The sequence below is a fragment of the Nocardia sp. MDA0666 genome (genome assembly GCF_003023875.1).
Lineage (GTDB): Bacteria > Actinomycetota > Actinomycetes > Mycobacteriales > Mycobacteriaceae > Nocardia > Nocardia aobensis.
Window position 1 is genome coordinate 16,908 of the sequence record NZ_PYHT01000018.1, and the last position, 25,030, is coordinate 41,937.

The window sequence follows — 25,030 nt, forward strand, 5'->3', positions numbered from 1 at the left end:
ATTCGCCACGCGGCCTTCGACTGTCCGAGCTGCTACCGCATGTCAGCCGATCTGGATGCTGGCACCGTTCGCGGCGCCGACGGCACCCGCGGGCACCGTGCCGGTGACATCACCGGTGCAGTCGGCGTTGCTGAAGACGGTGGCGTCGCGATCGGTGTAGTTGGCCACCGAGTTGGCCATCAGCGGGCTGCCGTTCACCTGAATGCATCCCGACGGGTTGCCGATCATCCGGCTGTTGATGCCGAGCGAGCCGGTCGCCGCGTTCGCGGACGCGGGCGCGAGCACTGTGACCAGGCCGGCCAGCGCGGCAGCGCCGATAAAACCTGCAGTTCGCAACATCGAAAGTCCTCCGTGTAGTTTTCTTCCCGACCCGTCATCCGTACAGGGGCGATTCTGGCATGCCGGTCGCGCACCGGACAACGTATGTCGCTTCGCCACAGTGGTTTATCCGGGTGGCCCGGTTTCACACGCCGTTGCCGCCGATCTGCGACCATGCTGAGGGATCGGTGCCCGGGGTGCGTGGGGTCGGCCCATGCCCGACAATGAGCGGGCAACCGGCGGTAGGAGGTAGAGGCTCGTGGTTCGGCTGTTCGAGCGGCGGGAAGATGTTCGGCAGGAGACCACGGTATGACTCACTCTGTCGGCATTCGCCGAGCCCGGTCCCATAGATCGTTCGTGAGAACGCTGCCGCAACTGCTGACCGCCGCGGTGGAATCCGATCCGGACGCGATAGCCGTCGTCGTCGCGGACCGCACCGGCCCGGTGGCCGATCTCACCTATGCCGAGCTGGACGCCGAGTCGGCGCCGTTGGCCCGGTTGCTGATCCAGCGCGGCATCGGCAGTGAGGACCTGGTGGCCGTGGCGGCCCCGCCCTCGCTGGAAGCGGTGATCGCGGTCTGGGCGGTCGCGCAGACCGGCGCCGCCGTCGTACCCCTGGATCCCGCTGCGCCGCAGTCGTGGACGAGCCGAATTCTCGCCGATGCGCGTCCCGCGGTGGGGCTGACCATGACGGCCGACCTCGCGGGACTGCCGGCCGCGCCGGAATGGCTGTGTCTCGACAGCGCCGAACTGGGCGCCGCGCTGGACCGGCTGCCCGCCGATCCGGTGACCTATGCCCACCGGGTGCGTCCGCTGCGGGCCGAACATCCGGCGGCGGTGCTCTATCCGGTCGACGAGACGGACGCGGCCGTCGGCACCGTGATCACCCAGGCCGGGCTGTGCGCCGCCTGCGACGAGCGTCGCGAGCGGCTGGGCGTCGACGCCGAGTCGCGAGTACTGCATCCGGCAGCGTCGGCCTCGGCCCTGTCGTTGCTCGAGCTGCTGACCGCGATCCGGGGCAGTGCGACGCTGGTCGTCGCCGCGCCCACGGTGGCCACGGGCGCGGACCTCACGGAACTGTCGGCCGCGGCGGAGGTCACCCACGCCGTTCTCACCTCGCAGACACAGGCGGTCACGCCCGTCACCGCACTCGCGACGGCCGGTGTCGCACCGGGCGTCGGTGAGCCGATGCGCGGTATCGCCGTGTGGGTGCTCGACGAGCAGTTGCGACCGGTGCCGGACGGCGTGGCGGGCGAGTTGTATATCGGTGGTGACAGATTGGCGCGGAGCTGTCACGGCCGCCCGGCGGCGACCGCGGCGGCCTTCGTCGCGAATCCGTTCGAGCCCGACGGTTCTCGCCTGTTCCGCACCGGAGAAGTGGTGCGGCGCACCGAGAGCGGGCTCGAATTCCTGCCGCGGCCCGGCACCGCCGCGCGCGAGGATGCTGGCGAGCCGTCCGCGTCGCAACCCGTTGCGCCCGCGCCGGAGTCCGGTGCTTCTGCGCCCGTGCGTGGTGCGTCCGCGCCGGAGCCCGCCGGGACCGCGCCGGAGCCCGCCGCGACCGCATCGGAGTCCGGTGCTTCTGCGCCGGTGCCTGCCGTGTCCGTGCCGGAGTCCGATGTTTCTGCGCCCGAGTCCACTGCGTCCGCGCGGGAGCGCTTTGTGTCCGCGCCGAGGCTCTTTGCTTCCGCGCCGGAGCCTGCTGCTTCCGCGCCGATGCTGCCCGCGGCCGGGCGGGTCATCACGCCGGAGCCGTCGGCGCTGCCGGAGCCGTCGGCGCTGCCGGAGCCGCCTGCGCGCCCAGTGCCGTCCGCACTACCGGTGCCGTCCGCGCGCCCGGAGTCGTCGGCACTACCGGAGCCCCCTGTGCGCCCGGTGCCGTCGGCGCGTCCGGAGTCGTCGGCGCGCCCGGAGTCGTCGGCGCTGCCGGAGCCGCCTGCGCGCCCGGGGCCGTCAGCGCTACCGGTGCCGCCTGCGCGCCCGGAGTCGTCGGCACTACCGGAGCCGCCTGCGCGCCCGGGGCCGTCCGCACTGCCGGAGCCGTCCGCACTGCCGGAGCCGTCCGCGCGCCCGGTGTCGTCGGCGCTGCCGGAGCCCCCTGCGCACCCGGTGCCGCCCGCGCTGCCGGTTCCGCCGGTGCGCCCGGACCGTCTTCCGCTGTCGCCGCAGCAGTGGCACATCTGGTTTCACAATCAGTTCGACGCCGGCGACGGCCACACGACCGCACCCGTGGACGCGGTCGCCTCCGCGCTGCGGCTGTCCGGCCGTCTCGATGTGGACGCGATGCGGGCCGCTCTGGCAGACGTGGCCGAGCGGCACGAAATCCTGCGGACCGTCTATCCACAGACCGACGGCATACCCCACCAGGTCGTCCTGTCGCCGGAGGAGGCCGTGCGGGAGGTGGAGCCGGTCTCGATCGACGAGGCGGAACTCTCCGGCTGGCTGGCCGACATCGTGGACGCCGCCTTCGATGTCGCGACCGAGGTGCCGGTGCGGTTCGCGCTGGCCGAACTGAACGACGCGGAGCACGTACTCGCGGTCGTCGTGCATCGCATCGCCGCCGACCACGAGTCGATGGCCGTCCTCCTGCGCGACCTGCTGATCGCCTTCCTCGCGCGGCGCAATCGCGCGGTGCCTTCGCGCCCGCCGCTGGCACTGCACTACGCCGACCACGCACTGCTGAATGCCCAACTCCTCGGCGATCGACGCGATCCCACCTCGGTCGCGGCCGGGGAGATCGAATACTGGCGGGAGGTGCTCGCCGGAATATCCGATCCGCTGCCGCTGCCCGCGGATAGCCCGCGCCCGCCGGTGGCTTCCGGGCGCGGCGCGGAATATCCGTTCCCCATCGCCGCCCGGCTCCGGGAGCGAATCGACGAGCTGGCGCGGACGTCGGGTGTCGACCTCTTCACCGTGCTGCACGCGGCGTTGGCCGTCCTGCTCGCGCGGCTGTCGCGTCGGCGCGAGATCGTGGTCGGCACTCCGGTTTCCGGCCGCCGCGAAGGTGCCCTCGCCGCCCTGATCGGCCCGCTGGAGAATCTGGTCGCACTGCGGACGCCGGTGGACCCGGCGATGCCGTTCACCGAACTGCTGGCGACAGTGGCGCGGCGCGACCGGGACGCGTTCGAGCATGCCGTCCTGCCGTTCGAGCTCCTGCTGGAAGGGCTGAGCCCGCGGCGTTCGCGCGACCGCCACCCGCTGGTGCAGGTGCTGTTGTCGGTGCGTGAGCCGGATCGGATTCCGCTGTCGTTGCCGGGCCTGTCGCTCGCGCCGGTCGAGATCGGCTGCACCGCAACGCCGTTCGATCTGCACCTCACCGTGGTGCCGGTCCGCTCCGACGGCCGCGGGCAGGAGCTGACGGCGCGATTCGGGTATGCGACCGATCTGTTCGACGAGCCGACGGTGGCCCGGCTGGCCGATCGATTGCTGCGGTTGCTGACGGAGGTGACCGACGCTCCGGACCGCCCGGTCGGTGACCTCGAGGGTCTCGCTCCGGACGATCTGACCCGGATCGTCCACGAATACAACGACAATCGGCACCCGGTCGCACCGGCGCTGCTGCTGGACGGCTTCCGCCGGGCCGTGGCGCAGGTGCCCGACGCGACAGCCGTCTCCTGCGCGGGCGCCGAACTCACCTACGCCCAATTGGACGCTCAGGTCAACCAGCTTGCCCGCCTGCTCATTTCCCGCGGGGTGCGACCGGAGACCACGGTCGGCCTGGCCGTTCGCCGATCCCCGGAGCTGCTCGTCGGCATGTACGCGATCCTGGCGGCCGGTGGCGTCTGTGTGCCGCTGGATCCCGACGATCCGGCCGATCGCACGGCACATATCGTCGATGTCGCGCGGCCGGTCTGCGTGGTGACGACCGTCGCCGACGTCATCACCGTGCCCGCGCGCATCCCCCTGCTGCGGTTGGACACGATGGATCTCGGCGGCTTCGATCCGAGCCCGATCAGGCCGCAGGAACTGCTGTCGCCGTTGCTCCCCGGGCATCCGGCCTACGTCGTCTTCGCTCCGGCAACGGCCGGCCGGCCGACGGGCGCCGTGCTGTCGCACGCCGCGCTCGACCAGCAGATCGAGTGGATGTCGGCGGCCTACCCGCTGGGCAGCCGGGACGTCTATCTCCAGTGGACGGCGGTGACCGCGGATGTGGCGCTGTGGGGCTGCCTGTTGCCTCTGCGCGCCGGCGCCACGCTGGTGCTCGCCGCGCGCGGCAGCGAGCGTGATCCGCGCGTTCTCGCGAAAACGATTGCCGCCCAGGGCGTTACAGTCACCGACTTCTCCCCGTCGGCACTGTCGGAATTCGCCGAGCACACCGCCGCGGGAAGCTGCCCCACGTTGCAGGACGTCTTCGTCATCGGCGAGGAGTTGTGCCCGGAAACCGTCGATGCGGTACACGCCGTCTGCGATGCTCGTGTGCACCAGCTGTACGGGCCGCCCGAGGCCGCGATCTCGGTCACCTACTGGCCGGCGGACGGCGAGGATCGACCGGTCGTGCCGATCGGGTTGCCGCAGTGGAATGTTCGCGCCTACGTGCTCGACGACCGCCTGCGTCCCGTGCCGGAGGGGGAGCAGGGCGAACTGTATGTCGCCGGAGAGCGGCTGGCCCGCGGGTACCTGCGACGACCCGGTGCGACCGCGGAACGTTTCGTGGCCGACCCGTTCGGCTCCGGCGAACGCATGTACCGGACCGGCGATCGGGCGCTCTGGGATGCCCCGGAGGACACGCGTCCCGCACGCCTGGTTCGGCTGGGCGGCACGGATCATCGGATGGAATTCCGGCGGCGGCCGGGCGCGACCCGGATCGGCGGGACGGCACCGTCCGAGCCGATGCGTGCCGAGCCCGAGTTCCGTGCGGCCGTCACTCCCACGGAGCAGGTCGTCGCGGAGGCATTCGGCTCGGAACTCGCCCGCGAGCGGGTAGGCGCGGACGACGACTTCTTCGCAGCAGGTGGCGATTCCGCGCTCGCCCTCGGAGTGGTGTCCCGGCTGGGCGCGGCGCTCGGCGAACGGGTGCCGCTGCGGTGGCTGTTCGAGAACCCCACCGTCGCGGGGCTCGCGGCCGTTCTCGACGCGGAGATCCATGCCCGCCGCCGGCCTCGCCTCGGTTCGATCGAGCGTCCCGAGCGGCTGCCGCTCGCTCCGGCGCAGCAGCGGATGTGGTTCCTCAACCGTTTCGACCGTGGTGATGCCGCCACGCCGGAGTCGCGCCCGCGTGCCGAGGCCCACCACCTGAGCTTCGCGCTGCGGTTGACCGGCAGCCTGGACACCGAGGCGCTCGGTACCGCATTCGACGACGTTCTCGTCCGGCACGAGATCCTGCGCACCGTGTATCCGGATACTGCGGATGGACCGGTGCAGACGGTGCTCCCCGCCGATATCCGGCTGGAGCTGCGTTCCGAACGGCTCGACGCGGACGATGTACCGGAAGCGGTGAAGGCAACGGCGGCAACGCCGTTCGACCTCGCGACCGAGATCCCCCTGCGGGTGCGGTTGCTCGAGATCGCCGATCTCGCCCCCGGAGCGCGGCGGGAGTACGTCCTCATCGTGGTGGTCCACCACATCGCCGCCGATATGTCCTCGACGCGTCCGCTGGTCCGCGATGTGCTGGCCGCCTACGCCGCCCGTACTCGCGGCGCCGCGCCCGAGTGGGCGCCGTTGCCGGTGCAGTACACGGATTATGTGCTCTGGCGCGACGGCGTACTCGGATCGGTGTCGCAGCCGGGTTCGGTTGCCCACCGCGAACTGTCGTACTGGCAGCGCGAACTGCGCGGGCTGCCCGAGGTTCTGGCGTTGCCCACGGACCGTCCGCGTCCGCCGCTGGCGACGCGAGCCGGCGCCCGCGTCGACGTGTGGATCGCGCCGCAGGTGCACGCCGGTCTGCTCGAGGTGGCACGCGCTCACCGCGCGACACTGGCCACCGTCGTCCATGCGGCCTTCGCCGTACTGCTCGCCCGGCTGTCGGACAGCACCGACATCGCTGTCGGCACTCCGGTCGAGCGCCGCACGGAGACCGAACTCGACGATCTGATCGGCGTGTTCACCGATACAGTGGTGGTCCGCACCCACGTCGATCCGCGGGAACCGTTCACCGAGCTGCTGACGCGCCGGCGCGACGGCGACGCGCAGATCCACGCTCACACCGAACTGCCGTTCGAGATCCTGATCGAGGCGCTGGCCGCGCCCCGGTCGGCGGCGCATCATCCGCTGTTCCAGGTGGGCCTGTCGCTGCGCGACCGGGCCGCCGAATCGGCACTGCCGGAATGGGATCTGCCCGGTCTGAGCGTGACCGAGGTCGACGCCGATACCGCCGCCACGCCGCTCGATCTGCATCTGAGCGTGGCCGACACCTACGGCGAGGACGGAAACCCCAGGGGAATCGGCGGCGCTCTCACGTACGCGACCGACCTGTTCGAGGCCGCGACCGCGACCACGATCGCCGAGCGGCTGACCCTGCTGCTCGCGGAGGTGGCGGCCGACCCCACGACGCCGGTCGGTGACCTGAACATCCTCACACCCGCCGAGCGGACCCCGCCGGACCCTGGCGCGCCCGGCGAACCGGATCCGGACGCCACCACCCTGCCTGCCCTGCTGGCTGCCGCTGTCGCCGCCGCACCGCCGGATGCGGTGGCGCTGGTAGCCGACTCGGCCGATGCCGGAAAGCCCGATCCGGCCCCGCTGAGACTGAGCTACGCGGAACTCGATGCTCGGGTCAATCGTCTTGCGCGACACCTGATCACGCTGGGTGTGGGCCCCGAGTCGCGGGTGGCGCTGGTGATACCGCGCGGTGTGGACCTCGTGATCGCGATGTTCGCGGTCTCGGTCGCCGGCGGCGCCGCTGTGCCGGTGGATCCCGATCAGCCCGCCGAGCGGATCGGCCGCCTCCTCGCCGCCGCCGAGCCGGTCGTGGTGCTGTCCGCGACGAACCTGCCGGTGCCGCCCGGGTCCAGCGCGCCCGCCGAACCCGCGGTGGTGGCCCGTGATTGGCGCGGCCGCTCCCAATCCATGCCGGCGTTCACCGAGGCGGGCCGGGGTGTCGCCCGCGAGGACGTCGTACGCATCGACGAACTGGAGTTGTCCGGCATCTCGCCGCGGCCGGTCGGCGACGACGATCGGCTCGCGCCGCTGCTCCCGCAGCATCCGGCCTACGTGATCGTCGGTCCGGGGGATAACGCCCGGCTCCGGGGGCTCACCGTTGCGCACAGCGCCGCCGCGCGCCAAGTGGTCCGGTACCGAACACGATTCGAGCTCGGGCCCGACGATGCGGTGCTCCCGGCGACCACCTCGCCCTTCGAGTCGGCGGCCTGGGAGTTCTGGACCGCGGTCACGGCGGCCGGTCGGCTGGTACTCGCCGCACCGGACGCCACCGACGGTTCGCTGTCCGAGCTGATCGAGCGTGAGCGGGTGACCACGCTGCACACCGCGTCCGCGTCATCGCTGGACGATGCGGCGCCCGGCGACGACGCGAAGGTGAGTCCGAGTTCGCTCCGGCGCGTGATCGTCCTCGGCGATGTGCCCGGCACGCCGCCGCAGCGTCCGGACTTCTCGCATCCGGTGGAGCTCCACCACCTGTCCGCCTACGCCGAGGGCGGGATCTCGATCGTCGACCATCGGCTCGACGCGGAGCACGCGGCCGGTGCCGCGCCCCGCAACAGCGGTGTCCGCGTTCTGGATTCACGCCTGCATCCGGTCCCGGTCGGTGTCTCCGGCGAGCTGTATCTGGCGGGTCCGGACCTCGCCCGCGGCTATGTCGCGGGTCCCGCCCGGACGGCGGAACGCTTCGTGGCCGACCCGTTCGGCGGCGGTGGGCGGATGTATCGCACCGGCGATCTGGTCGCGTGGACCGCGGACGGCGATCGCGACTATCGCGGCCGCACCGATCATCAGGCGGTAGTCGGTGGTTTCCGCGTCCAACCGGGCGAGATCGAGGCCGTGTTGCTGCGGTTGCCGCAACTCGCGCAGGCGGCGGTGGTGGCGAAATCCGATCCGCGCACCGGTGATCGACTGGTCGCCTATCTCGTCTCCGCCGATCGGGAACTCGATCTGGCGCAGGTGAGATCGGCGTTGCGCGCGGCGTTGCCGGATCGTCTGATCCCCGCCGCATTCGTGGTGCTCGACTCGCTGCCGCTGACCGCGAACGGGAAGCTCGATCGAGACGCGCTGCCGGAGCCGGAATCCGCGTCCACCGGTTTCCGGGCGCCCGGCACCCCGGTGCAGGGAGTCGTGGCCGGTGCCTTCGCCGAGGTGCTCGGCCTCGACCGAATCGGCATCGACGACGACTTCTTCGCGCGCGGCGGCAACTCCGTGCGGGCGGTCCGGGCCGCCGAGAACATCGGCGGCGCACTGGGATTCGACGTGCCGGTGAGAGCCCTGTACGAGGCCGCGACGGTGGGGGCGCTGGCGGCGTGGCTGGAGCGCGGCACACGACCGGCGCTGAGCGCGGCGCTGCGGCGGGAACCGCTGCCGCTGTCCTACGCCCAGCATCGGTTCTGGCTGCTCGACCAGTTCGACACCACCGCAACGGATTACCTCATCTCGTGCGAGATCCGGGTGTCGGGCGCGCTGGATGTGGCGGTGTTGCGGCAGGCGCTGGCGGACCTGGTGGCGCGGCACGACATACTGCGCACGGTCTATCCCGAGGTCGAGGCCGGAACGGGCACCCCGATTCAGCGGGTGCTGCCGGTGGCCGAGGCGACGCCGGAGCTCGAGGTCGTGCAGGCCGGCGCGGAGCGGGGGACAGGCGAATTCGGCGGCGGCGTCGATGTCACCGTCGACGTTCCGTTCCGTGTACGTCTCCAGCAGCTGTCCGGTACCGAATATGTGCTGATGATCGCCGCCCACCGGATCGCCGTGGACGAGCTCTCGATGAGGTTGCTGATCCGGGACCTCGCGACCGCGTACACATCCCGGCGCGCGGTCCGAGCGCCGGCGTGGGCACCGCTACCCGTGCGCTACGCCGATTACGCGCAGTGGCAGCTCGCGGTATCGGGTTCCGAGGAGGATCCGGACTCCCCGATCTCCGGCCGATTGCGTTACTGGACAACGGAACTCGCCGATCTCGCGGACGAACCGCGCTGGCCCGCCGGTCGCCCGCCGCAGCGGAGTTTCGACGTCGGCACGGTCGACATCACCGTAGAGCCGCGGGTGCACGCCGCCCTCACCGCGCTGGCGCCGGCATACAGCTCGACCGTGTCCGCGGTGGTGCACGCGGCGTTCGCGGTGGTGCTGGCCCGGATGTCCGGTACCGACGACGTCACGATCGGAACGCCGGTCACCGGCCGTGGCGAACCCGGCCTCGCCGAGGTGGTCGGCCCGTTCGCCGACATCCTGGTGCTGCGCAGCCGGGTCACGCCGAATCACACCTTCGCGCAGTTGCTGACCGAGGTCCGCGATACCCATCTGCGGGCTGTCGCCAACGCCGGCGTCCCCTTCGAACGCCTCGTGGACGCGCTGGCTCCGCAGCGCGGCGAAGCGTGGCATCCGCTGACGCAGGTGGCGTTCTCCTTCGGCGAACCGGTGGCGTGCGGTTTCGACGTACCGGACCTGAGTTCCGCGGTGGCGGAACCGGTCACCGACAGCGAGCGGTTCGATCTGCGACTGACTCTGCGCGAACATCGCACGGCCGCCGGCGGTGCGGCCGGGATCCGCGGTGAATTCACCTATGCCACCGACCTGTTCGACCGCGAGACGGTCGCGCAGGCCGCCGAGCAACTGGTGCGGATTCTGGCGGCGGTGGCACACGACGCCGACATCGCGCTCGACGGCCCGGAGATGCCCGGGGCACCCGAGACCGGCGATCTCGACGCGGACATCGACGTGCCGGTGCGCGCGCCCGTGACGCTGCCCGACCTGATGGCGGCCGCGGTCGCCGCCGATCCGGACGGTCCGGCGGTGGTCGTGGGCGGTCGCGCGTTCACCTACGCCCAGCTCGACCTGGCCTCGACCAAACTGGCCCGGCTGCTGATCGAACTGGGGGCGGGCCCGGATATCCGGGTCGCGGTGGCCATCGGCCGTTCGCTCGAAGCCGTGGTGGCGCTGTGGTCGGTGGTCAAATCGGGTGCGGTGCTCGTGCCGATCGATCCGAGCGGTCCCGCCGACCGGATCGCCCGGATCGTGTCCGACTGTCGCGCGGACCTCGGCGTGACGGTGCGAGCCGCGGGCGCGCAGCTACCGGATACCGCGGGCGGCTGGATCGTGCTGGACGACCCGAGGTTCGCCTATGAGGTCGACTCCTGTTCCGGCGCACCGATTTCCGATGCCGACCGCACCGTCGCGCTGCATCCGGACAATGCCGCGTGCCTGCTCTACGCTCCCGATTCCGACGATGCCGCCGACCGGCCGGGCGCCGTCGTGCTCACGCACTCGGGGCTGGGAAACCTGAGCGCCGAACTCGCTGAGCGCTACGAGCGGGGCCCGGCCGCTCGGGTTCTGGCCTTCGCGTCGCCCGCGCATGCCGCGGCGCTGCTCGAGCTGGTGCTCGCCGTCGGGGTGGCCGGGCCGCTGGTCATCGTGGCGCCGCACATCGCGGGAGGCGCCGAACTGGCCGGGGTCATGCGCGACCGCGAGGTGACGCATGCCGTTCTCGACGTGCCGACGCTCGCCGCACTGGACGGCGATCTACCGGAGTCGGCGCAGATCATCCTCACCGGTGCCGAGCCGGTCGGGGCCGATGCACCGGCGTGGTGGCAGAACGGTCCCGAGGGCCCGGATCCCCGCGTGCACATCGCCTTCGGCGCCACCGAGAGCACCGTCGCCTTCGCCGTGGGTGAGGTGGCGGCGCCCGATGCGGTGCCGGCGATCGCTGCGCCGAACCGGGGCGTGCGCGCGGTGCTACTCGACGCGCGGTTGCGGCCGGTGCCGGCGGGAGTGGCCGGCGAGCTGTATCTCGGCGGCGTCCAGCTGGCGCGGGGATATCACGACCGCCCCGGTGCCACCGCGGCCCGGTTCGTCGCCGATCCCGGCGGAGCGCCCGGGCAGCGGTTGTTCCGCACCGGCTACGTGGTTCGCCGGCAGCGCGGTGTGCCGACGCTGGAATACGTGGGCCGAACCGAACCGCGCGCCGGCGGCCCGGCGATCGAGCCGGCCCGCCGAGCACCGGAAACCCCGGCCGAACAGTTGATCGCCGAAATCTTCGCCGAGGTGGCGGGGATCGAGCGCGTCGGCGCGAACGACGACTTCTTCGCACTGGGTGGTGACATCGCGCTGGCCGTTCGACTCGCGGCGCGGGCTCGCATCCGGGGTCTGCGTTTCACGCCCCGCGATGTGTTCACCGCACGCACGATCGAATCGCTCGCCCGCGTCGCGATCCTCGAGGCGCCGGCCGCCACCGGTGGGCCGATGCCGTTGCCGCCGATGGCGGTTCGGCTACTGGGACTGGAAGCGTCGCCGCTGCCGCAGCAGGCGATCGTGGTCGATCTTCCGTCCGACTGCGATCCCGAGCGGATCCGGGAAGCGGTGGCGGGCGTCCTCGAGCGGCATCCGATGCTGTCGGCGCGGCTGGACGACGAGGCCGGAGTGTTCGTGATTCCGGAAACGCCCCCGGCGGCGGTGTTGCGGCAGTTCGCGCCGGGCTCCGAGGCCGTCGATCTGGCGGTTCGGGCGATGGGCCGGGAACTGGATCCGGCGAGCGGGCACAACATCGCCTTCGGGCTGATCCCGTCGCCCGAAGGCGGTGACGCTGCGGCGAATGTGGTCGTGGTCGCGAACTGCCTGGTCATCGACGATACGTCCTGGCGGATCGTGGTCGACGAGCTGTCGGACGCCTGGGCGGGCGGCCATTCCGCGCCCGCGGCCGTCGACGCCGGTCCGATCGGATTCAGTCGCGTCCTGCACGAGCGGGCGATGGCCGCCGACACCGTCGAGCAACTCGACTGGTGGCACCACCATCTCCGGCCCGCCCCGGCCGACGCCCCGATTCAGGGGCTCGATCTCGCGGCGCGCGGCCGGGTTTCGCTGGTGATCACCGCCGAGGGCGCGATCGCCGTGGACGCGGTGGCGCGGGCCTACCATGCCACCGTCGAGGAGGTACTGCTCACCGCGTTCGCCCTGGCGCAGGAACCCACGCCCCGCGGCACCGCCGGCGACCTGATCGGTGCGGTGGTGCAGCTGCCGGCCGACGGTCGCGCGGTGTGCGGAGCCGAATACGCCACTACCGCAGGCGGTTTCACGACCACCCACCCGTTGCTCGTGGGCCTTGCGGGAATCGATGTGGACGAGGCTCTGCTCGGCGGCCCCGCTGCCGGCGTGGCCATCGGCCGGATCAAGGAGTTGCGCCGCGCAGTACCCGATTCCGGGGTCGGCTACGGCCTGCTGCGTTATCTCAACCCGCGGACCGGTCCGCAGTTGGCCGCGGCGGCCCGAGGGCGCACCGCCTTCCGCTACCGGGATCTGCGTCCGGCCCGGCCCTATCCGGGACCGCCGCCCGGCGATGTGCTGCTCGACATCACCGTGGACGCGACCGACGACGGCTTGCTCGCGCGGTTCGACTACGCGGCATCGGTTTTCACCGTCGATCAGGTGAAAGAGTTCGCCGGACAATGGGTTCGAGCCCTGGGCGGTCTGGCCGAACACGGAACCCGCCCCGATGCAGGCGGTTTCACGGTGTCGGACTTCACCCTGGTGCGGATGGAGCAGAACGAGATCTCCGAGCTGTCGCAGCTCTACCCGAATCTGGCGGATGTCTGGCCGGTACCCGCGGCGCAGGCGGATATGCTGGCCGCCCGCGCCGACTCCCCGGTGGGCCCGGCGCTGACCAGGGTCACCGTGGATCTCGACGGTTCCGTGGACGAGTCCCGGTTGCGCGCTGCGGCGCAAGCCGTGCTCGAGCGCCACGACGCCCTGCGCGTCGCTTTCACCGCCGACCACGCCGGCACTCCGATCCAGGTGGTGTCGTCCCGCGTCGACGTCGCCTGGCGCGGTATCGATCTCACCGATCTCGAAGTCGACGCGGCGCAGGCCGAGGCGACGCGCATCGCCGAACTCGACTCCGCCGAGAATGTCGAGCCGGATCGGGCGCCGCTGCTGCGCTTCACCTTCCTGCGGTTGCCCGCCGCGGCCTACCGCCTGCTGATCACCGGCCATCGTGCGCTGATCGACGGCTGGTCGGCGTCGCTGCTCGTCCGGGACCTGCTGACGCGCTACGCGGTGGGCACGCGGACCCGGCAGCTGCCGAAATCCGTTTCGCACGCGGAGTATCTGCGGTGGCTGGCCGCACAGGATCTCACCACCGCACGCGCGCGGTGGCGGCACGCACTCGCCGGCGTCACCGAACCGACGCTGCTGGCCCCGGCCGAGGCGGGTCCCGCCCGCTCGAACGAGACGGGCGTCGTCGGCTTCGAACTGTCGGCCGCTGAGACCGAGCGCCTGACCCGACTCGCGGTCCGGCTGAACGTCTCGGTGGACACCGTGGTGCGGGCGGCCTGGGGCCTGGTCGTCGCGCGGGAGACCGGCCGCGACGACATCGTCTTCGGCGCAGTGGTTTCCGGCCGGCCCACGGCCCTGCCCGGAGTGGCGGCGATGGTGGGGTCGTTCCGGACCGTGGTTCCGGTGCGGCTGCGCGCGGCGTCCTCGGGCACCGTGACCGAGTTGCTGACCCGCTTGCAGGCCGAACAGTCCGCGCTGTCGGAATCCTGCTGTCTGGGGTTGCGCGATATCGAGAATGCCGCCGGTGTGGGCGGAATGTTCGACTCCCTGGTCGTATTCGAATCGTTCCCGGTCGATCGCGAGGTACTCGACCGGCTGGCCGTCGACGGCGTCGGGGTGACCGGATTCGCCGTAGCGGACGATCTCGACTATCCGCTGACCGTTGTCGTGGTGCGCGACAACCAGCTTCGCGTCACCCTGAAATACGCGCGCGACGTCTTCGACGAATCCGCCGCCGGCGCCTTCTCGCAACGACTCGCCGCACTCGTCGCCCGGTTCGTCGAGACGCCGCAGGCGGACCTCGCCGACCTCGACGTGTCGGCGGCCGCCGGATCGGCGGCGCCCTCCGACCTCGGACCACTGCTGGCGCGCAGGGCCGGTCCTCGCCCGGAGGGGCCGTCTCCGGCATGATGGGCGGCGCATACGTAACGGACCGGTCTGGTCAGACGACTAGATAGGCCGTAGGGTCGGGCGAGGTCTCGACCGTCCGGGTGGCGCCTCGCCGGGCGCCCCGCGGAAAGCTGAAACCGAATTCGAGCAGATAGCGAAGGTGTGAACATTGATTCGTCGACACTTCCGGCGTAGTGGTCTGAGAGCTGCTGCCGTGCTCGCGGCCACCGGAGTCCTCACAGGCGTCGTGGCCGGAGTCGGCGCAACGTCCGCCTCGGCGGACGATCCGGTCATCGCCTCGAAGTCTCTGTTGGCCGACCCGCAGTCGCCCGACGGATCGCGGATCGAGAAGGCCACCTACAAGGACGACCGCAGCATCCGGCTGTACGTCCACTCGGCGGCGATGAACCGCACCTTCCCGGTCGATGTGCAGCGCCCCGCCGACGCCTCGGTGCCGCGTCCGACCCTGTATCTGCTCAACGGCGCGGGCGGCGGCGAGGACGACGCGTCGTGGCAGAAGAAGACCGATATCGTCAACGGCTTCCTGTCGGACAAGAACGTCAACGTCGTGCAACCCATCGGCGGTAAGTGGAGCTACTACACCGACTGGCTGAAGGACGACCCGAGCCTGGGCCGCAACAAGTGGAAGACGTTCTTCACCGAGGAGCTGCCCCCGCTGATCGACGGCGCGCTGGGCACCAACGGGGTCAATGCCATTGCGGGCCTGTCGACTTCGGGCACCTCGGTGCTGAACCTGGCGATCGCCAAGCCGGGCCTGTACAAGTCGGTGGCCGCCTACTCCGGCTGCGCGGAGAGCAGCACACAGGTCGGCCGCGAAGCGGTGAAGCTCACCGTCAACACATGGGGCGGCGGCGACGTGCGCAACATGTACGGCGAGGACGACAACCCGGCCTGGCAGGACAACGACCCGCTGCTGCACGCCGATCAGCTGCGCGGCGCGAACCTGTACATCTCCTCGGGTAACGGCCTGCCCGGCCAGTGGGACACCCTCAACGGCCCCTACGCCCTCCCCGGCGCCTACGGCTTGGGCAACCAGCTCGTCGTCGGCGGCGTGATCGAGGCCGCGACCAACTACTGCAGCCACGACCTGCAGGCGAAGCTGGATTCGCTGAACATTCCGGCGACCTACAACTTCCGCAGCTCGGGCACCCACTCGTGGGGCTACTGGCACGACGACTTCCTCGACTCGTGGCCGGTGCTGGCCCGCGGTCTGGGCATCTGACCGCCTCACCCGAACCGCCGAATCCGCCTCGATCGCCCTCGCGATCGGGGCGGATTCGTTCTTTTCGGGGGGCTGGCTCACTAAAAAGTTCGGTTGCCCGTAAACTATTCTTCATGGACGCGATCACCGTCGAATCCGGGCCGGCGAGCCGGAATCGGCTGCGTTCGCTCGTGGTCCTGCTGGGCCCGGCGTTCGTGGCGGCGATCGCCTATGTCGACCCCGGCAATGTGGCCTCCAATATCAGCGCCGGCGCGCAGTACGGCTATCTGCTGGTGTGGGTGGTCGTCATGGCGAATGTGATGGCCGCGCTGGTGCAGTATCTGTCGGCGAAACTGGGCGTGGTGACCGGCCGCTCACTACCGCAGATCGTGCGCGAACGAGCCGGGCGCCCGGTCCGGCTGGCCTACTGGGGACAGGCCGAATTGGCCGCGATGGCAACCGATCTCGCCGAAGTCGTCGGCGGCGCCATCGCCTTGAACCTGCTGTTCGGGCTGCCGCTGCTGCTCGGCGGCGTGATCACCGGCACGGTGTCGATGGCCTTGCTGGCCGTGCAGAACCGCCGCGGACAGCAGCCGTTCGAGCGCGTGATCATCGGTCTGCTGGCGGTGATCGCGATCGGCTTCCTGGCCGGTGTGGTGATCTCGCCGCCCGCGCCGTCCGGCGTGGCCGGCGGGCTGGTGCCGCGTTTCGAGGGTGCGCAGAGCGTGCTGCTCGCCGCCGCGATGATCGGCGCCACAGTGATGCCGCACGCGATCTATCTGCACTCCGGCCTGACCCGCGACCGGCACGGCCGCACCGAGCCGGGCCCGCGCCGCAGCCGCCTGCTGCGCGCGACACGCATGGACGTCGGGCTCGCGATGATCATCGCCGGCGCGGTCAATCTGGCGATGCTGCTGATGGCCGCCGCCACGCTCGGCGGCCGCGATATCGACTCGATCGAATCCGCGCACGCCGCGGTCCGCGAGGTCCTCGGTCCCTGGGCCGCCCTGCTGCTGGCCGTGGCCCTGCTGGCCTCCGGCCTGGCGTCCACCTCGGTGGGCGCCTACGCCGGCGCGATGATCATGGACGGGCTGCTCCGCCGCAAGGTCCCACTGCTGTTCCGCCGCGTGGTCACCCTGATTCCCGCGCTGCTGATCCTCGCCGCCGGCGTGGACCCCACCCGCGCCCTGATCGTCTCGCAGGTGGTGCTGTCCTTCGGCATCCCGTTCGCGCTGATCCCGTTGGTGCGGTTCACGAGTGATCGCGTCCTGATGGGTGCGGACGCCAATCATCGGGCGACCACCGCGGCCGCGTGGCTGATCGCCGCGGTGATCAGCGCCTTGAACCTGTTGCTGATCTATCTGACCGTCGCCGGGCGATAGCGGCCGTCACGCCGTCGTCCGTCGATAATGCTCCGCGATCTCGTCGCTCGTGGTCACCCAGACGCCCGGATGGTTCACCACGTAGTCGAGCGCCTCGTCCAGATAGCGGTGCCGGAACGCCTGGCCGGTGACGAACGGGTGCAGCGCCAGCGCCAGCACCCGGCCGCTGTCGGCGGAATCGGCGTAGAGCTGGTCGAGCTGGTCGCGGACCATGCGGACGAAATCGGGGCCGGTGAGGCCCTTGCTGACGAAGATGCCGATGTCGTTCAGTTCCACCGAATACGGAACACTCAGCAGCCCGGGCACATTCAGCCGATAAGGCTGATCGTCGTTGGTCCAGTCGAGGACGTACTCGAGTCCCAGTTCGGCCAGCAGCTGCGGCGTGTGGAAGGTTTCGGTGAGGCCGGGTCCCATCCAGCCCCGGGGCCGGCGGCCGGTGGTCTTCTCGATGGTGGTGACGATATCGGTCAGGGCCCGGCGTTCCTCGTCCGGCGACAGTCCGGTGTGCAGATGGCTATTGCTGCTGCCGTGCGCGAGCCAATCCCAGCCGCGTTCCTTCCCGGCCGCGATGATCTGCGGATACCGTTCGCCCACATCGGAATTCAACAGGGCGCTGGCCCGGATCCCGTACTTGTCGAGCAGTTGGATCTGGCGCCAGATGCCCACCCGCGGGCCGTAGTCGCGCCAGCCGTAGTTCAGGGCGTCCGGCGTCAGGGCGGTGGTGCCCTCGTAGGTCGCGGTGCCCGGCAGGTCGACGTAGAAATGTTCGATATTGAGGCCGACGTAGAACGCGACTCGTTTGCCCTCGGGCCAGTGGATCGGCTCGCGCTCGGTGATGGGGGAGTAGTCGTACAGTGTGATATCCGTGCTCATGCCGGTATCGTCGAACCTTGCCATACATGTGAAGGTCAATCGAAAGCCGTTGTGAGGTAGGGCATATGCGAATCGGTGAGTTGGCGGAGCGGACCGATACGTCCCGGCGGCTGTTGCGCTACTACGAGGAGCAGGGCCTGATCCGGGTGCGCCGCTGCGCCAACGGTTACCGCGACTACGACGAGCGTCTGGTCGATCAGATCCTGCACATCCGCGGGCTGCTGGACGCGGGCCTGCCCACCCGGATCATCAAGCAGATCCTGCCCTGCCTGGACGATCCGCGCGACATCCATTTCGCCGACGCCACACCGGAAATCATCGCGACACTCGAACATCAGCGCGACCGCCTGACCCAGCGCATCGACCTGCTCACCCGCAACCGCGACGCCATGACCGCCTACATCGGCGAACTACGCGGCTGCGCCCGCCCGGCCTCGGTGGGGCAAGACGGTGTGGCAAGGGTCGGTGCGCCCGGTGGGTAGCCGCTGGGCAGTCAGCCGGTGGTACCAAACTGGTACTATCACTCTGTGGCGATCAACGTACGGTTCACCGATGACAATGAGGCGGCAGTCAAGAGACAAGCCGAGGCAGAGGGCATCAGCATCAATACGATGATCAACAAGGCTGTGGCCGAATATGTGGCGCGCCACGACCATCGCGATCGGGCACGTGAAATCCTGGACGTCGAAATGGGCCGCTGGGCCGAACTTCTGGATCGGCTGAAGTGACCGATCTTCCCGAAGATTCCGTAGTCTACGTGGATCTGGAGGACGTCCTCATGATCGCGGATCGGGTGACAGGCGATGTCCGGACGATGGTGCGGGATATCGGCCTACTGCTGTCGGCGGTGTACCGCCCGCAAACTCGCGCATTCGGGGTGGTGGTCTACCCGGGCGTGTTCGAGAAGGCGGCAGCACTGCTCCAGTCGTTGTCACGGAATCATCCGTTCATCGACGGCAACAAGCGGACAGCCTGGTTGGCGTGCATGATGTTTCTCGCGTTCAACGGCGTACAACTTCGAGTCGACACGGACTACTGCGAAAACTTGGTCGTGGACGTCGCCACCGGTGCGGTCGTCGAGATCCCGGCCATCGCCAAGGCTCTGGAATACCCCGCTGTCCGCTGATCACCGTCGGGCGACGGTTTACGCTCCCGTTTCGGCGGCGCGGCGGTAACCGCGTACGGCCGGGTAGCCGAAGACGACGATCATGCCGAGGACCCAGGCCACCGTCTTCCACAGGGGTTCGGCGACCGGGCCGTCCCAGCAGAGGCCGCGCATGGCGTCGATGGCGGTGCTCATGGGCTGGTTCTCGACGATCGTCTGCAACCAGGTGGGATAGGCGAAGACCGGGACGAAGCCGGAGTTGAAGAACATCAGCAGGGTGTTGATGATGCTGATGATGTTGACCAGCATCACGCCCTCGGAGACGGTGGCCAGGGCGGTCACCATCACCGCGAAGCCCACGCCGAACAGCACCGGGATGCCGATCATGGCCAGGGAGGCCAGCGGGCCGTTCCAGAAGCGGAAGCCGATGCAGACGCCGACCGCGATCACGAACAGCGTGGTCACCAGGACGCGCAGCGCCTCGGCCAGCAGCCGCCCGGTGAGCCCCGCGGCCCGGTGGATCGGCATCGTCCAGAAGCGGCCGAGCAGGCCGGTGTACTTCTCGGTTTTGAAGCCCAGCGCACTGACCACGGCTCCGGACATCGCCGCCACCAGAGTGATCAGCGGGACCGTGCCGTAGACGCTGGGCATGCCGGTGGCCGCGGTGATCGAATCACCGAGCACGATCCGGAACATCAGCAGAGTGAGGGCGGGGTAGATCAGCGTCTGAATGGTGGTCGCGGGGTCGCGCGCCCACACCATCAGCAACCGCTTGCATTGGATCAGGCTGTGCCGCGCCCAGGTCGCGACGGACCGCTCCGACCGCGGCGCGACCGTCGGCAGCGGCGTCTGCCAGCCGAGAGTCTCCGGGGCGGTCTCGGTCGTATCGATGGTCAGACTGCTCACGATCGCCTCACACTCGCCCACACCGCCAGCGGTACGAACGCCGCCGTCAGACTGATCAACCACACCAGCGGCACCCACAGCACATGCCAGCTCACCCCGCCCGCGGCCATATCCCGCAGCGCGAAGGAGAACTGCGAGACCGGCTGATTACGCGCGAACGGCCGAATCCATGCCGGGAATCCGGATTCCGGCACGAACCCGCACGACAGCATGCCGAGGATCAGCGTCGGCAGGGTCAGTGCCTGACTCAGCGCCTCCGGACTCTTGGTGAAACTGCCCAGCGCGTCCGCGCCGATGGCCAGCACGGTTCCGACGGCCAGTGAGAACGCGCAGAACAGCACCGCCTGGCCGAGGCCGGCGGTGAACCGGAAACCGATCATGTAGCCGAAGATCAACGCCGCGATCAGCGAGGTCACCGAGCGCACCAGACCCGCGCAGATGCGCGAGGTCAGCGGGACCATCGGCCCGATCGGCATGGTCTGCATCCGGGTGTGCAGACCGGTCATCGATTCGAAGGCGGCGATCTGCGCATTCGACATCATCGTGAACGACATGGTCTGCAGCACGATGATCGGCATCACGAACTGGGCGTAGTCGATACCGCGGAACTGCATCACATAACGCAGCGGCAGATAGAAGCCGAGGGTGAACACCAGCGGCGTGATCACCGCCACGACCAGTTCTCCCTTGGTCGCCATCGTGCGCACGATCCGCCCGGTCAGCGCCCGCCACTGGGCGAAGCTGGAGATCCGCGCCTCGGGCATCTGTGCGAAGAGGCGGGCCTCGGCGGCCACCGGCGCGCTCACTGAACTCCGCCGGAATGACCGGTGATGGACAGGAAGACGTCGTCGAGCGAGGGCCGCCGCAGCGCGATATCGGCCAGTTCCAGCCCCGCGGCGTCGAGACGGCGTACCGCCTCGGCCAGGGTGCTCGCCCCGTCCGGGGCGGGGATGGAGATCCGGTCGCCGGCGAATTCGTGCCGCAGCGCCTCGGGCACCAGCTCGCCGAGCGCGGTCACCGCCTTGCGCAGCTGCGTCGGGTCCAGCGGGACCACCTCGCAGTAGCTGCCGCCGGTCTTCTCCTTGAGTTCGTCGGCGGTGCCCTCGGCGATCACCGTGCCCTTGTCGATGACGATGATGTTGTCGCTGAGAACGTCGGCCTCTTCCAGATACTGCGTGGTCAGCAGCACCGTGATGCCCTGCTCCTTGAGTGCGTTGACCAGATCCCACACGCCCTGACGGCTGCGCGGGTCGAGGCCGGTGGTCGGCTCGTCGAGGAAGACCACCTCCGGCCGCACCACCAATCCGCAGGCGATGTCGACGCGGCGGCGCATACCGCCGGAGTAGTGCCGCACCGCGCGCTTACCGGCGCCGACCAGGTCGAATTCCTCGAGCAGGGTGTCGGCGCGGCGACGCGCGTCCTTCTTCGGCAGGCCCATCAACCGCCCGAACAGTTCCAGGTTCTCACGGCCGGAGAGATTCTCGTCCAGCGCGGCGTACTGCCCGGTCATCATGATCGAGCGGCGCACCCCGGCCGCGTCGGCGACCACGTCGTGCCCGGCCACCGAGGCGCTGCCCGAATCGGGGCGCAACAGGGTGGACAGGATCTTGACCGTGGTGGTCTTGCCGGCGCCGTTGGGTCCGAGGATGCCCAGTACCGAGGCGCGGGCGGCGGTGAAGCTGATGCCCTGCAGCGCCTGGACCTCGCCGAAGGATTTGCGCACATCGTCGACCACGACGGCCGGATCGGTGCCCGATGCGGTCACAGCGGTATCGGCACCGGTGGTGATGTCGGTGCTCACCCGAGACGCTGCCGCGTCGGTGTTTGCGCGAGACGCTGCCGCGTCGGTGTTCGCCCGAGACGCTGCCGCGTCGGTGCCGCCCGAATCCTCACGCGGTGTGTGCGATTCTGCGTTGTCCAAACTCGGCATCAACTCTCCACTATCGGCCGGGCCGCGACCGGATTGTCCGGAACGCTGATCTTTGTCCCGGTTGATGGATACCTTCCACCGGGCGCGATGTTACTTCGTCCGGCTGCTCGGCCGTCGGTGCCGCGGGCTCGGGGCGTCGACCGGGCCCCGGAGTTTTCCGCCGCGGTAGTTTTCTACCGCGATCTGAAACAGGGCGTTGTCGAAACGCGTCGGCGGGTTCAATCTGTGGCGTTGCTCACACTTCCGTCGGCGAATCGGCCTCGATCGCCATTGTCGCTGGTCCGGACGCGGACCGGGCGGTTCGTAGGATGTTCGCGGTTGTTGTCGCTCGCCCGGAACGCACCATAGTCTGACGACCAGGGGAGCGGTATCGATTCGTCCGCACCCGCCCGCGGCATCGTCGCCCGCCCGCTGCTGGTGCACACGTCGAACGAATGCCGAGGTCTCCGCCGGCGAGAGGGTGGCCAATGGCCGAGATGCTGAAGTCCCACGATCCACGCACCGGCGAGCTCATCGGCGAATATCCGGTCATGGACGCGGCCGCGGTCACCGAGATCGTGCGCGCCGCTCGATCGGCCGAGACCTGGTGGGCGGCAATCGGATTCGCCGGGCGCAAGCGCTGGCTGCTGGAATGGAAGCGCAGTATCGCCCGCAACGCCGGCGAACTGGCCGAACTGATCTGCACCGAATCGGGTAAGCCGCGCGTCGACGCCGCGATCGAGATCATGCTCGCCGTGGAACATCTGAACTGGGCCGCGCGCAACGCCGAAAAACTCTTGGGGCGAAGCAAACTCGCCTCGACCTGGCTCACCCGCAATCAGCGGGCCTCGGTCGGCTATCTGCCGCTGGGCGTCGTCGGGGTGCTCGGCTCGCCGAACAATCCGGTCTTCACCCCGATGGGCTCGATCGCGTATGCGATGGCCGCCGGCAACGCGGTGGTGTTCAAGCCCAGCGAGCTCACCCCCGGTGTCGGTATCTGGCTGGCCGACAGCTGGGCGGCGCTGGCGCCGAACAAGCCTGTCCTGCAGGCGATCACCGGAACGAGCGCGACCAGCGCCGAGCTGTGCCGCGCCCGGGTCGACAAGATCGCCTACGCCGGCTCCGAGGCCGGTGCGCGCGAGGTGATCGAACTGTGCGCGCCCACGCTGACGCCCGTCGTGGTCGAGAAGGCCGGCAAAGGCACGATGATCGTGCACGTCGACGCCAAACTCGACACCGCGGCCGAGGCGGCGGTGTTCGGCGCCATGTCCAACGCGGGGCAGAGCCCGGCCGGTATCCAGCGGGCCTATGTCGCGGACTCGGTCTACGAACCGTTCCTGGAAAGGGTCGTCGCCCAGGCGCGTTCGCTGCGTCCCGGTGGCGATCGCAAGGCCTCCTACGGTCCGATGATCATGGATTCCCAGGTCGACGTGGTCCGCCGGCAGGTCAAGGATGCGATCGCGCGCGGCGGCCGGGCCGTGGTGGGCGGCCTGGAATCGATCCGCGAACCGTATATCGAGCCGATCGTGCTGACCGATGTGCCCGAGGACAGCCAGGCGATCACCGCGGAGGCGGTCGGGCCGGTGCTGATCGTGAATCGGGTGGCGAATATCGACGAGGCGATCGACCGCATCAACGCCGCCGATCAAGGCCTGGCGGTCTCGGTGTTCACCCGCGACGTGCGGGGTGTCGCCGACTTCGCCGAACGCATCAGAACCGGTGTGGTGACCGTGAATTCGACCATGGCCTACGCCGCCAACCCAGCCCTGCCCTTCGGCGGGGTCGGCGAGTACGGGCAGGGACATACGCACGGTGAGGCCGGACTGCGCGAATTCAGCCGCACCCTGGCGATCGCGGAGAAGCGCTACCGGGCGCCGGTGGATCTGTCGAGTTTCGACCGGCACCCGCGCCATCTGCGGTTGACGCGGGCGATCTTCCGGATCCGCCACAGCCGGTTCTAGGGACGGCCGGTTCCGGCGCAGCTACGCCTCGAGCTGTTCGCCCTGCGCCGCCTCCGGTGCTGAATTCCAGCCCAGCAGAACCGCTTCCATCAACGCGCACACCCGGGCGACATGTTCCGGCCGATTCTCGAAGCGCACGCGCCGCCCGACGTCGACGACCTGCGCGATGGCTGCATGGACGCGGCAGCGCGCCTCGGCCGGGTCGTCGTCGAGCAGATGCGCCCATTCGAGCACGTTCTGCCGCTGCACCGAACGCAGCTTCTGCTGTTCGGCCGCGGGCAGATTCGAGAATTCGGCGAAGTAGACCGGCAGGATCTCCGGCGTCGAGAAGGTCAGCCGCGCGAACCGCGCCGCGATGCGCAGCGCGGCGTCGGAGCGGCTGGTCGCCTCCGCCAGTGCCTCGGAATTCGCGATCGCGACGCGTTCCCCGGTGCGGTGGAACGCGGCGGCCAGCAGATCGGATTTACTCGCGAAGTAGCGGTACACGCTGGACGCGTTGATGCCGACCGCCGCGCCGATCTCCTCGATACTGGCCTCGTGGTAGCCCTGGCGGCCGAAGATGCGGATCGCCTCGGTGAGCAGCTGTTCGCGTTTGGAACTCAGCGGCAGCCCGCGCACCGGCGCCCCACCGGCCGCGGGATCGGGCAGCGGCGGCAGCTCGGTGTGCAGGAGCGACCAGCACATATCGAGCATCAGATCGGTCAGCCGCGCGTTGGACAGGGCGGTGCGGTGCGCGGTGATGCTGCCGATCACGCCCAGCATGCCGGTCGCGATCAGTTCCACGTCGGCGGGCGATGCCTCCGGCCGCAGCGCGGCGACCGCGGATTCGATGAGATCCTGCAGTTCGTCGTAGATCACCCGGATGCGCGCGCGGTCCTCGCGCTCGAGGTAGCGGCGCTCCCAGCGGTACAACCCGCCCTCGCGGCGCACATCGATGGTGTGCTCGGCCAACGCGCGGATCAGCGCGGTGAGTCGCGATTTCGGATCGAGTCCGGGTGCGTCGGCGGCCTTGGCGGCGTCGAGCAGTTGCTGGGCGCCGGCCTCGGCGGCGGCCACCAGCAGTGCGTACTTGTTGGCGAAGTGGCGGTACAGCGCCGGTCCCGAGATGCCCACCTCGGCGGCGATCTCGTCCACGCCGACCGGGTGATAGCCGCGCTCACTGAAGGCGCGGGCGGCGACCCGCACAATCTGTGCCTTGCGATTCTTCGGCCGACGCCGGGTCGTCGTGGTGGTACCCGGTCGCGCGGATGCGAGCCCGGCCTCGCTGCGATCCGCGACCATACACCTCTCCTTCTGCGTTTCGGCTCGTCGACGGCGCCGATT

13 protein-coding genes are annotated in these 25,030 nt (G+C 69.9%); 7 read left to right on the plus strand and 6 right to left on the minus strand.

All coding sequences use genetic code 11. The features are described 5' to 3' along the window. Positions 1-42 precede the first annotated feature (42 nt). Positions 43-339 carry a hypothetical protein gene (locus tag C8258_RS22820; RefSeq protein WP_036498138.1) on the minus strand — a complete coding sequence of 99 codons (297 nt, stop codon included), beginning with the start codon at positions 337-339 and terminating at the stop codon, positions 43-45. 336 nt (positions 340-675) lie between these two features. On the opposite strand from C8258_RS22820, the gene C8258_RS22825 reads away from it, so the two are divergent. From C8258_RS22825 to C8258_RS22835, 3 genes are all read left to right on the plus strand, one after another. Next, the gene (locus C8258_RS22825) at positions 676-14,370 is read left to right on the plus strand and encodes a condensation domain-containing protein (protein ID WP_158271296.1); all 13,695 of its coding nucleotides are present in this window, start codon (positions 676-678) and stop codon (positions 14,368-14,370) included. A 193-nt stretch (positions 14,371-14,563) separates the two neighbouring features. Next, a complete protein-coding gene (locus C8258_RS22830) occupies positions 14,564-15,592 on the plus strand; it encodes an alpha/beta hydrolase family protein (protein WP_106956948.1) in 1,029 nt (342 codons plus the stop codon). Positions 15,593-15,705: 113 nt separating this feature from the next. Then, positions 15,706-16,953: an Nramp family divalent metal transporter gene (locus C8258_RS22835; protein WP_106956949.1), complete on the plus strand. Its 1,248-nt coding sequence runs from the start codon at positions 15,706-15,708 to the stop codon at positions 16,951-16,953. A gap of 6 nt (positions 16,954-16,959) precedes the next feature. Here C8258_RS22835 and C8258_RS22840 read toward each other — a convergent pair whose 3' ends face one another. Further along, positions 16,960-17,826, minus strand: coding sequence for a polysaccharide deacetylase family protein (locus tag C8258_RS22840; RefSeq protein ID WP_106956996.1), 867 nt, complete (start codon positions 17,824-17,826; stop codon positions 16,960-16,962). Between the two features lie 65 nt (positions 17,827-17,891). Between C8258_RS22840 and C8258_RS22845 the strand changes: the two genes are divergently transcribed. The 3 genes from C8258_RS22845 to C8258_RS22855 are packed head-to-tail and all read left to right on the plus strand — an operon-like array spanning position 17,892 to position 18,952. Then, positions 17,892-18,308, plus strand: a complete 417-nt coding sequence (locus C8258_RS22845; RefSeq protein ID WP_106956950.1) for a MerR family transcriptional regulator — start codon at positions 17,892-17,894, stop codon at positions 18,306-18,308. 45 nt (positions 18,309-18,353) lie between these two features. Then, on the plus strand, positions 18,354-18,554 hold the full coding sequence (locus tag C8258_RS22850; protein WP_063010369.1) for a hypothetical protein: 201 nt from the start codon (positions 18,354-18,356) through the stop codon (positions 18,552-18,554). After that, positions 18,551-18,952, plus strand: coding sequence for a type II toxin-antitoxin system death-on-curing family toxin (locus tag C8258_RS22855; RefSeq protein ID WP_233225267.1), 402 nt, complete (start codon positions 18,551-18,553; stop codon positions 18,950-18,952). Before C8258_RS22850 ends, C8258_RS22855 begins: the two co-directional genes overlap by 4 nt. Positions 18,953-18,970: 18 nt before the next feature. Here C8258_RS22855 and C8258_RS22860 read toward each other — a convergent pair whose 3' ends face one another. Genes C8258_RS22860 through C8258_RS22870 form a run of 3 tightly spaced genes read right to left on the minus strand, consistent with a single transcriptional unit; the run spans position 18,971 to position 21,638 of the window. Next, positions 18,971-19,828, minus strand: coding sequence for an ABC transporter permease (locus tag C8258_RS22860; protein WP_369974806.1), 858 nt, complete (start codon positions 19,826-19,828; stop codon positions 18,971-18,973). Positions 19,829-19,833: 5 nt separating this feature from the next. Then, positions 19,834-20,601: an ABC transporter permease gene (locus tag C8258_RS22865; RefSeq protein ID WP_106956997.1), complete on the minus strand. Its 768-nt coding sequence runs from the start codon at positions 20,599-20,601 to the stop codon at positions 19,834-19,836. 38 nt (positions 20,602-20,639) lie between these two features. Further along, on the minus strand, positions 20,640-21,638 hold the full coding sequence (locus C8258_RS22870) for an ATP-binding cassette domain-containing protein (RefSeq protein WP_304598383.1): 999 nt from the start codon (positions 21,636-21,638) through the stop codon (positions 20,640-20,642). A 605-nt stretch (positions 21,639-22,243) separates the two neighbouring features. Between C8258_RS22870 and C8258_RS22880 the strand changes: the two genes are divergently transcribed. Further along, positions 22,244-23,707 (plus strand): aldehyde dehydrogenase family protein, encoded by a 1,464-nt coding sequence (locus C8258_RS22880; RefSeq protein WP_106956998.1) that lies wholly within the window; start codon positions 22,244-22,246, stop codon positions 23,705-23,707. Between the two features lie 21 nt (positions 23,708-23,728). Here the strand turns inward: C8258_RS22880 and C8258_RS22885 are convergent, their stop codons facing one another. After that, positions 23,729-24,988, minus strand: coding sequence for a TetR/AcrR family transcriptional regulator (locus C8258_RS22885; RefSeq protein ID WP_051024269.1), 1,260 nt, complete (start codon positions 24,986-24,988; stop codon positions 23,729-23,731). Positions 24,989-25,030 lie beyond the last annotated feature (42 nt).

Bases quoted from the DNA above. Each gene is read 5' to 3' on its own strand.
- C8258_RS22820 (WP_036498138.1), bottom strand. From the start codon at position 339: ATGTTGCGAACTGCAGGTTTTATCGGCGCTGCCGCGCTGGCCGGCCTG.
- C8258_RS22835 (WP_106956949.1), top strand. From the start codon at position 15,706: ATGGACGCGATCACCGTCGAATCCGGGCCGGCGAGCCGGAATCGGCTG.
- C8258_RS22840 (WP_106956996.1), bottom strand. From the start codon at position 17,826: ATGAGCACGGATATCACACTGTACGACTACTCCCCCATCACCGAGCGC.
- C8258_RS22845 (WP_106956950.1), top strand. From the start codon at position 17,892: ATGCGAATCGGTGAGTTGGCGGAGCGGACCGATACGTCCCGGCGGCTG.
- C8258_RS22865 (WP_106956997.1), bottom strand. From the start codon at position 20,601: ATGCCCGAGGCGCGGATCTCCAGCTTCGCCCAGTGGCGGGCGCTGACC.
- C8258_RS22880 (WP_106956998.1), top strand. From the start codon at position 22,244: ATGCTGAAGTCCCACGATCCACGCACCGGCGAGCTCATCGGCGAATAT.
- C8258_RS22885 (WP_051024269.1), bottom strand. From the start codon at position 24,988: ATGGTCGCGGATCGCAGCGAGGCCGGGCTCGCATCCGCGCGACCGGGT.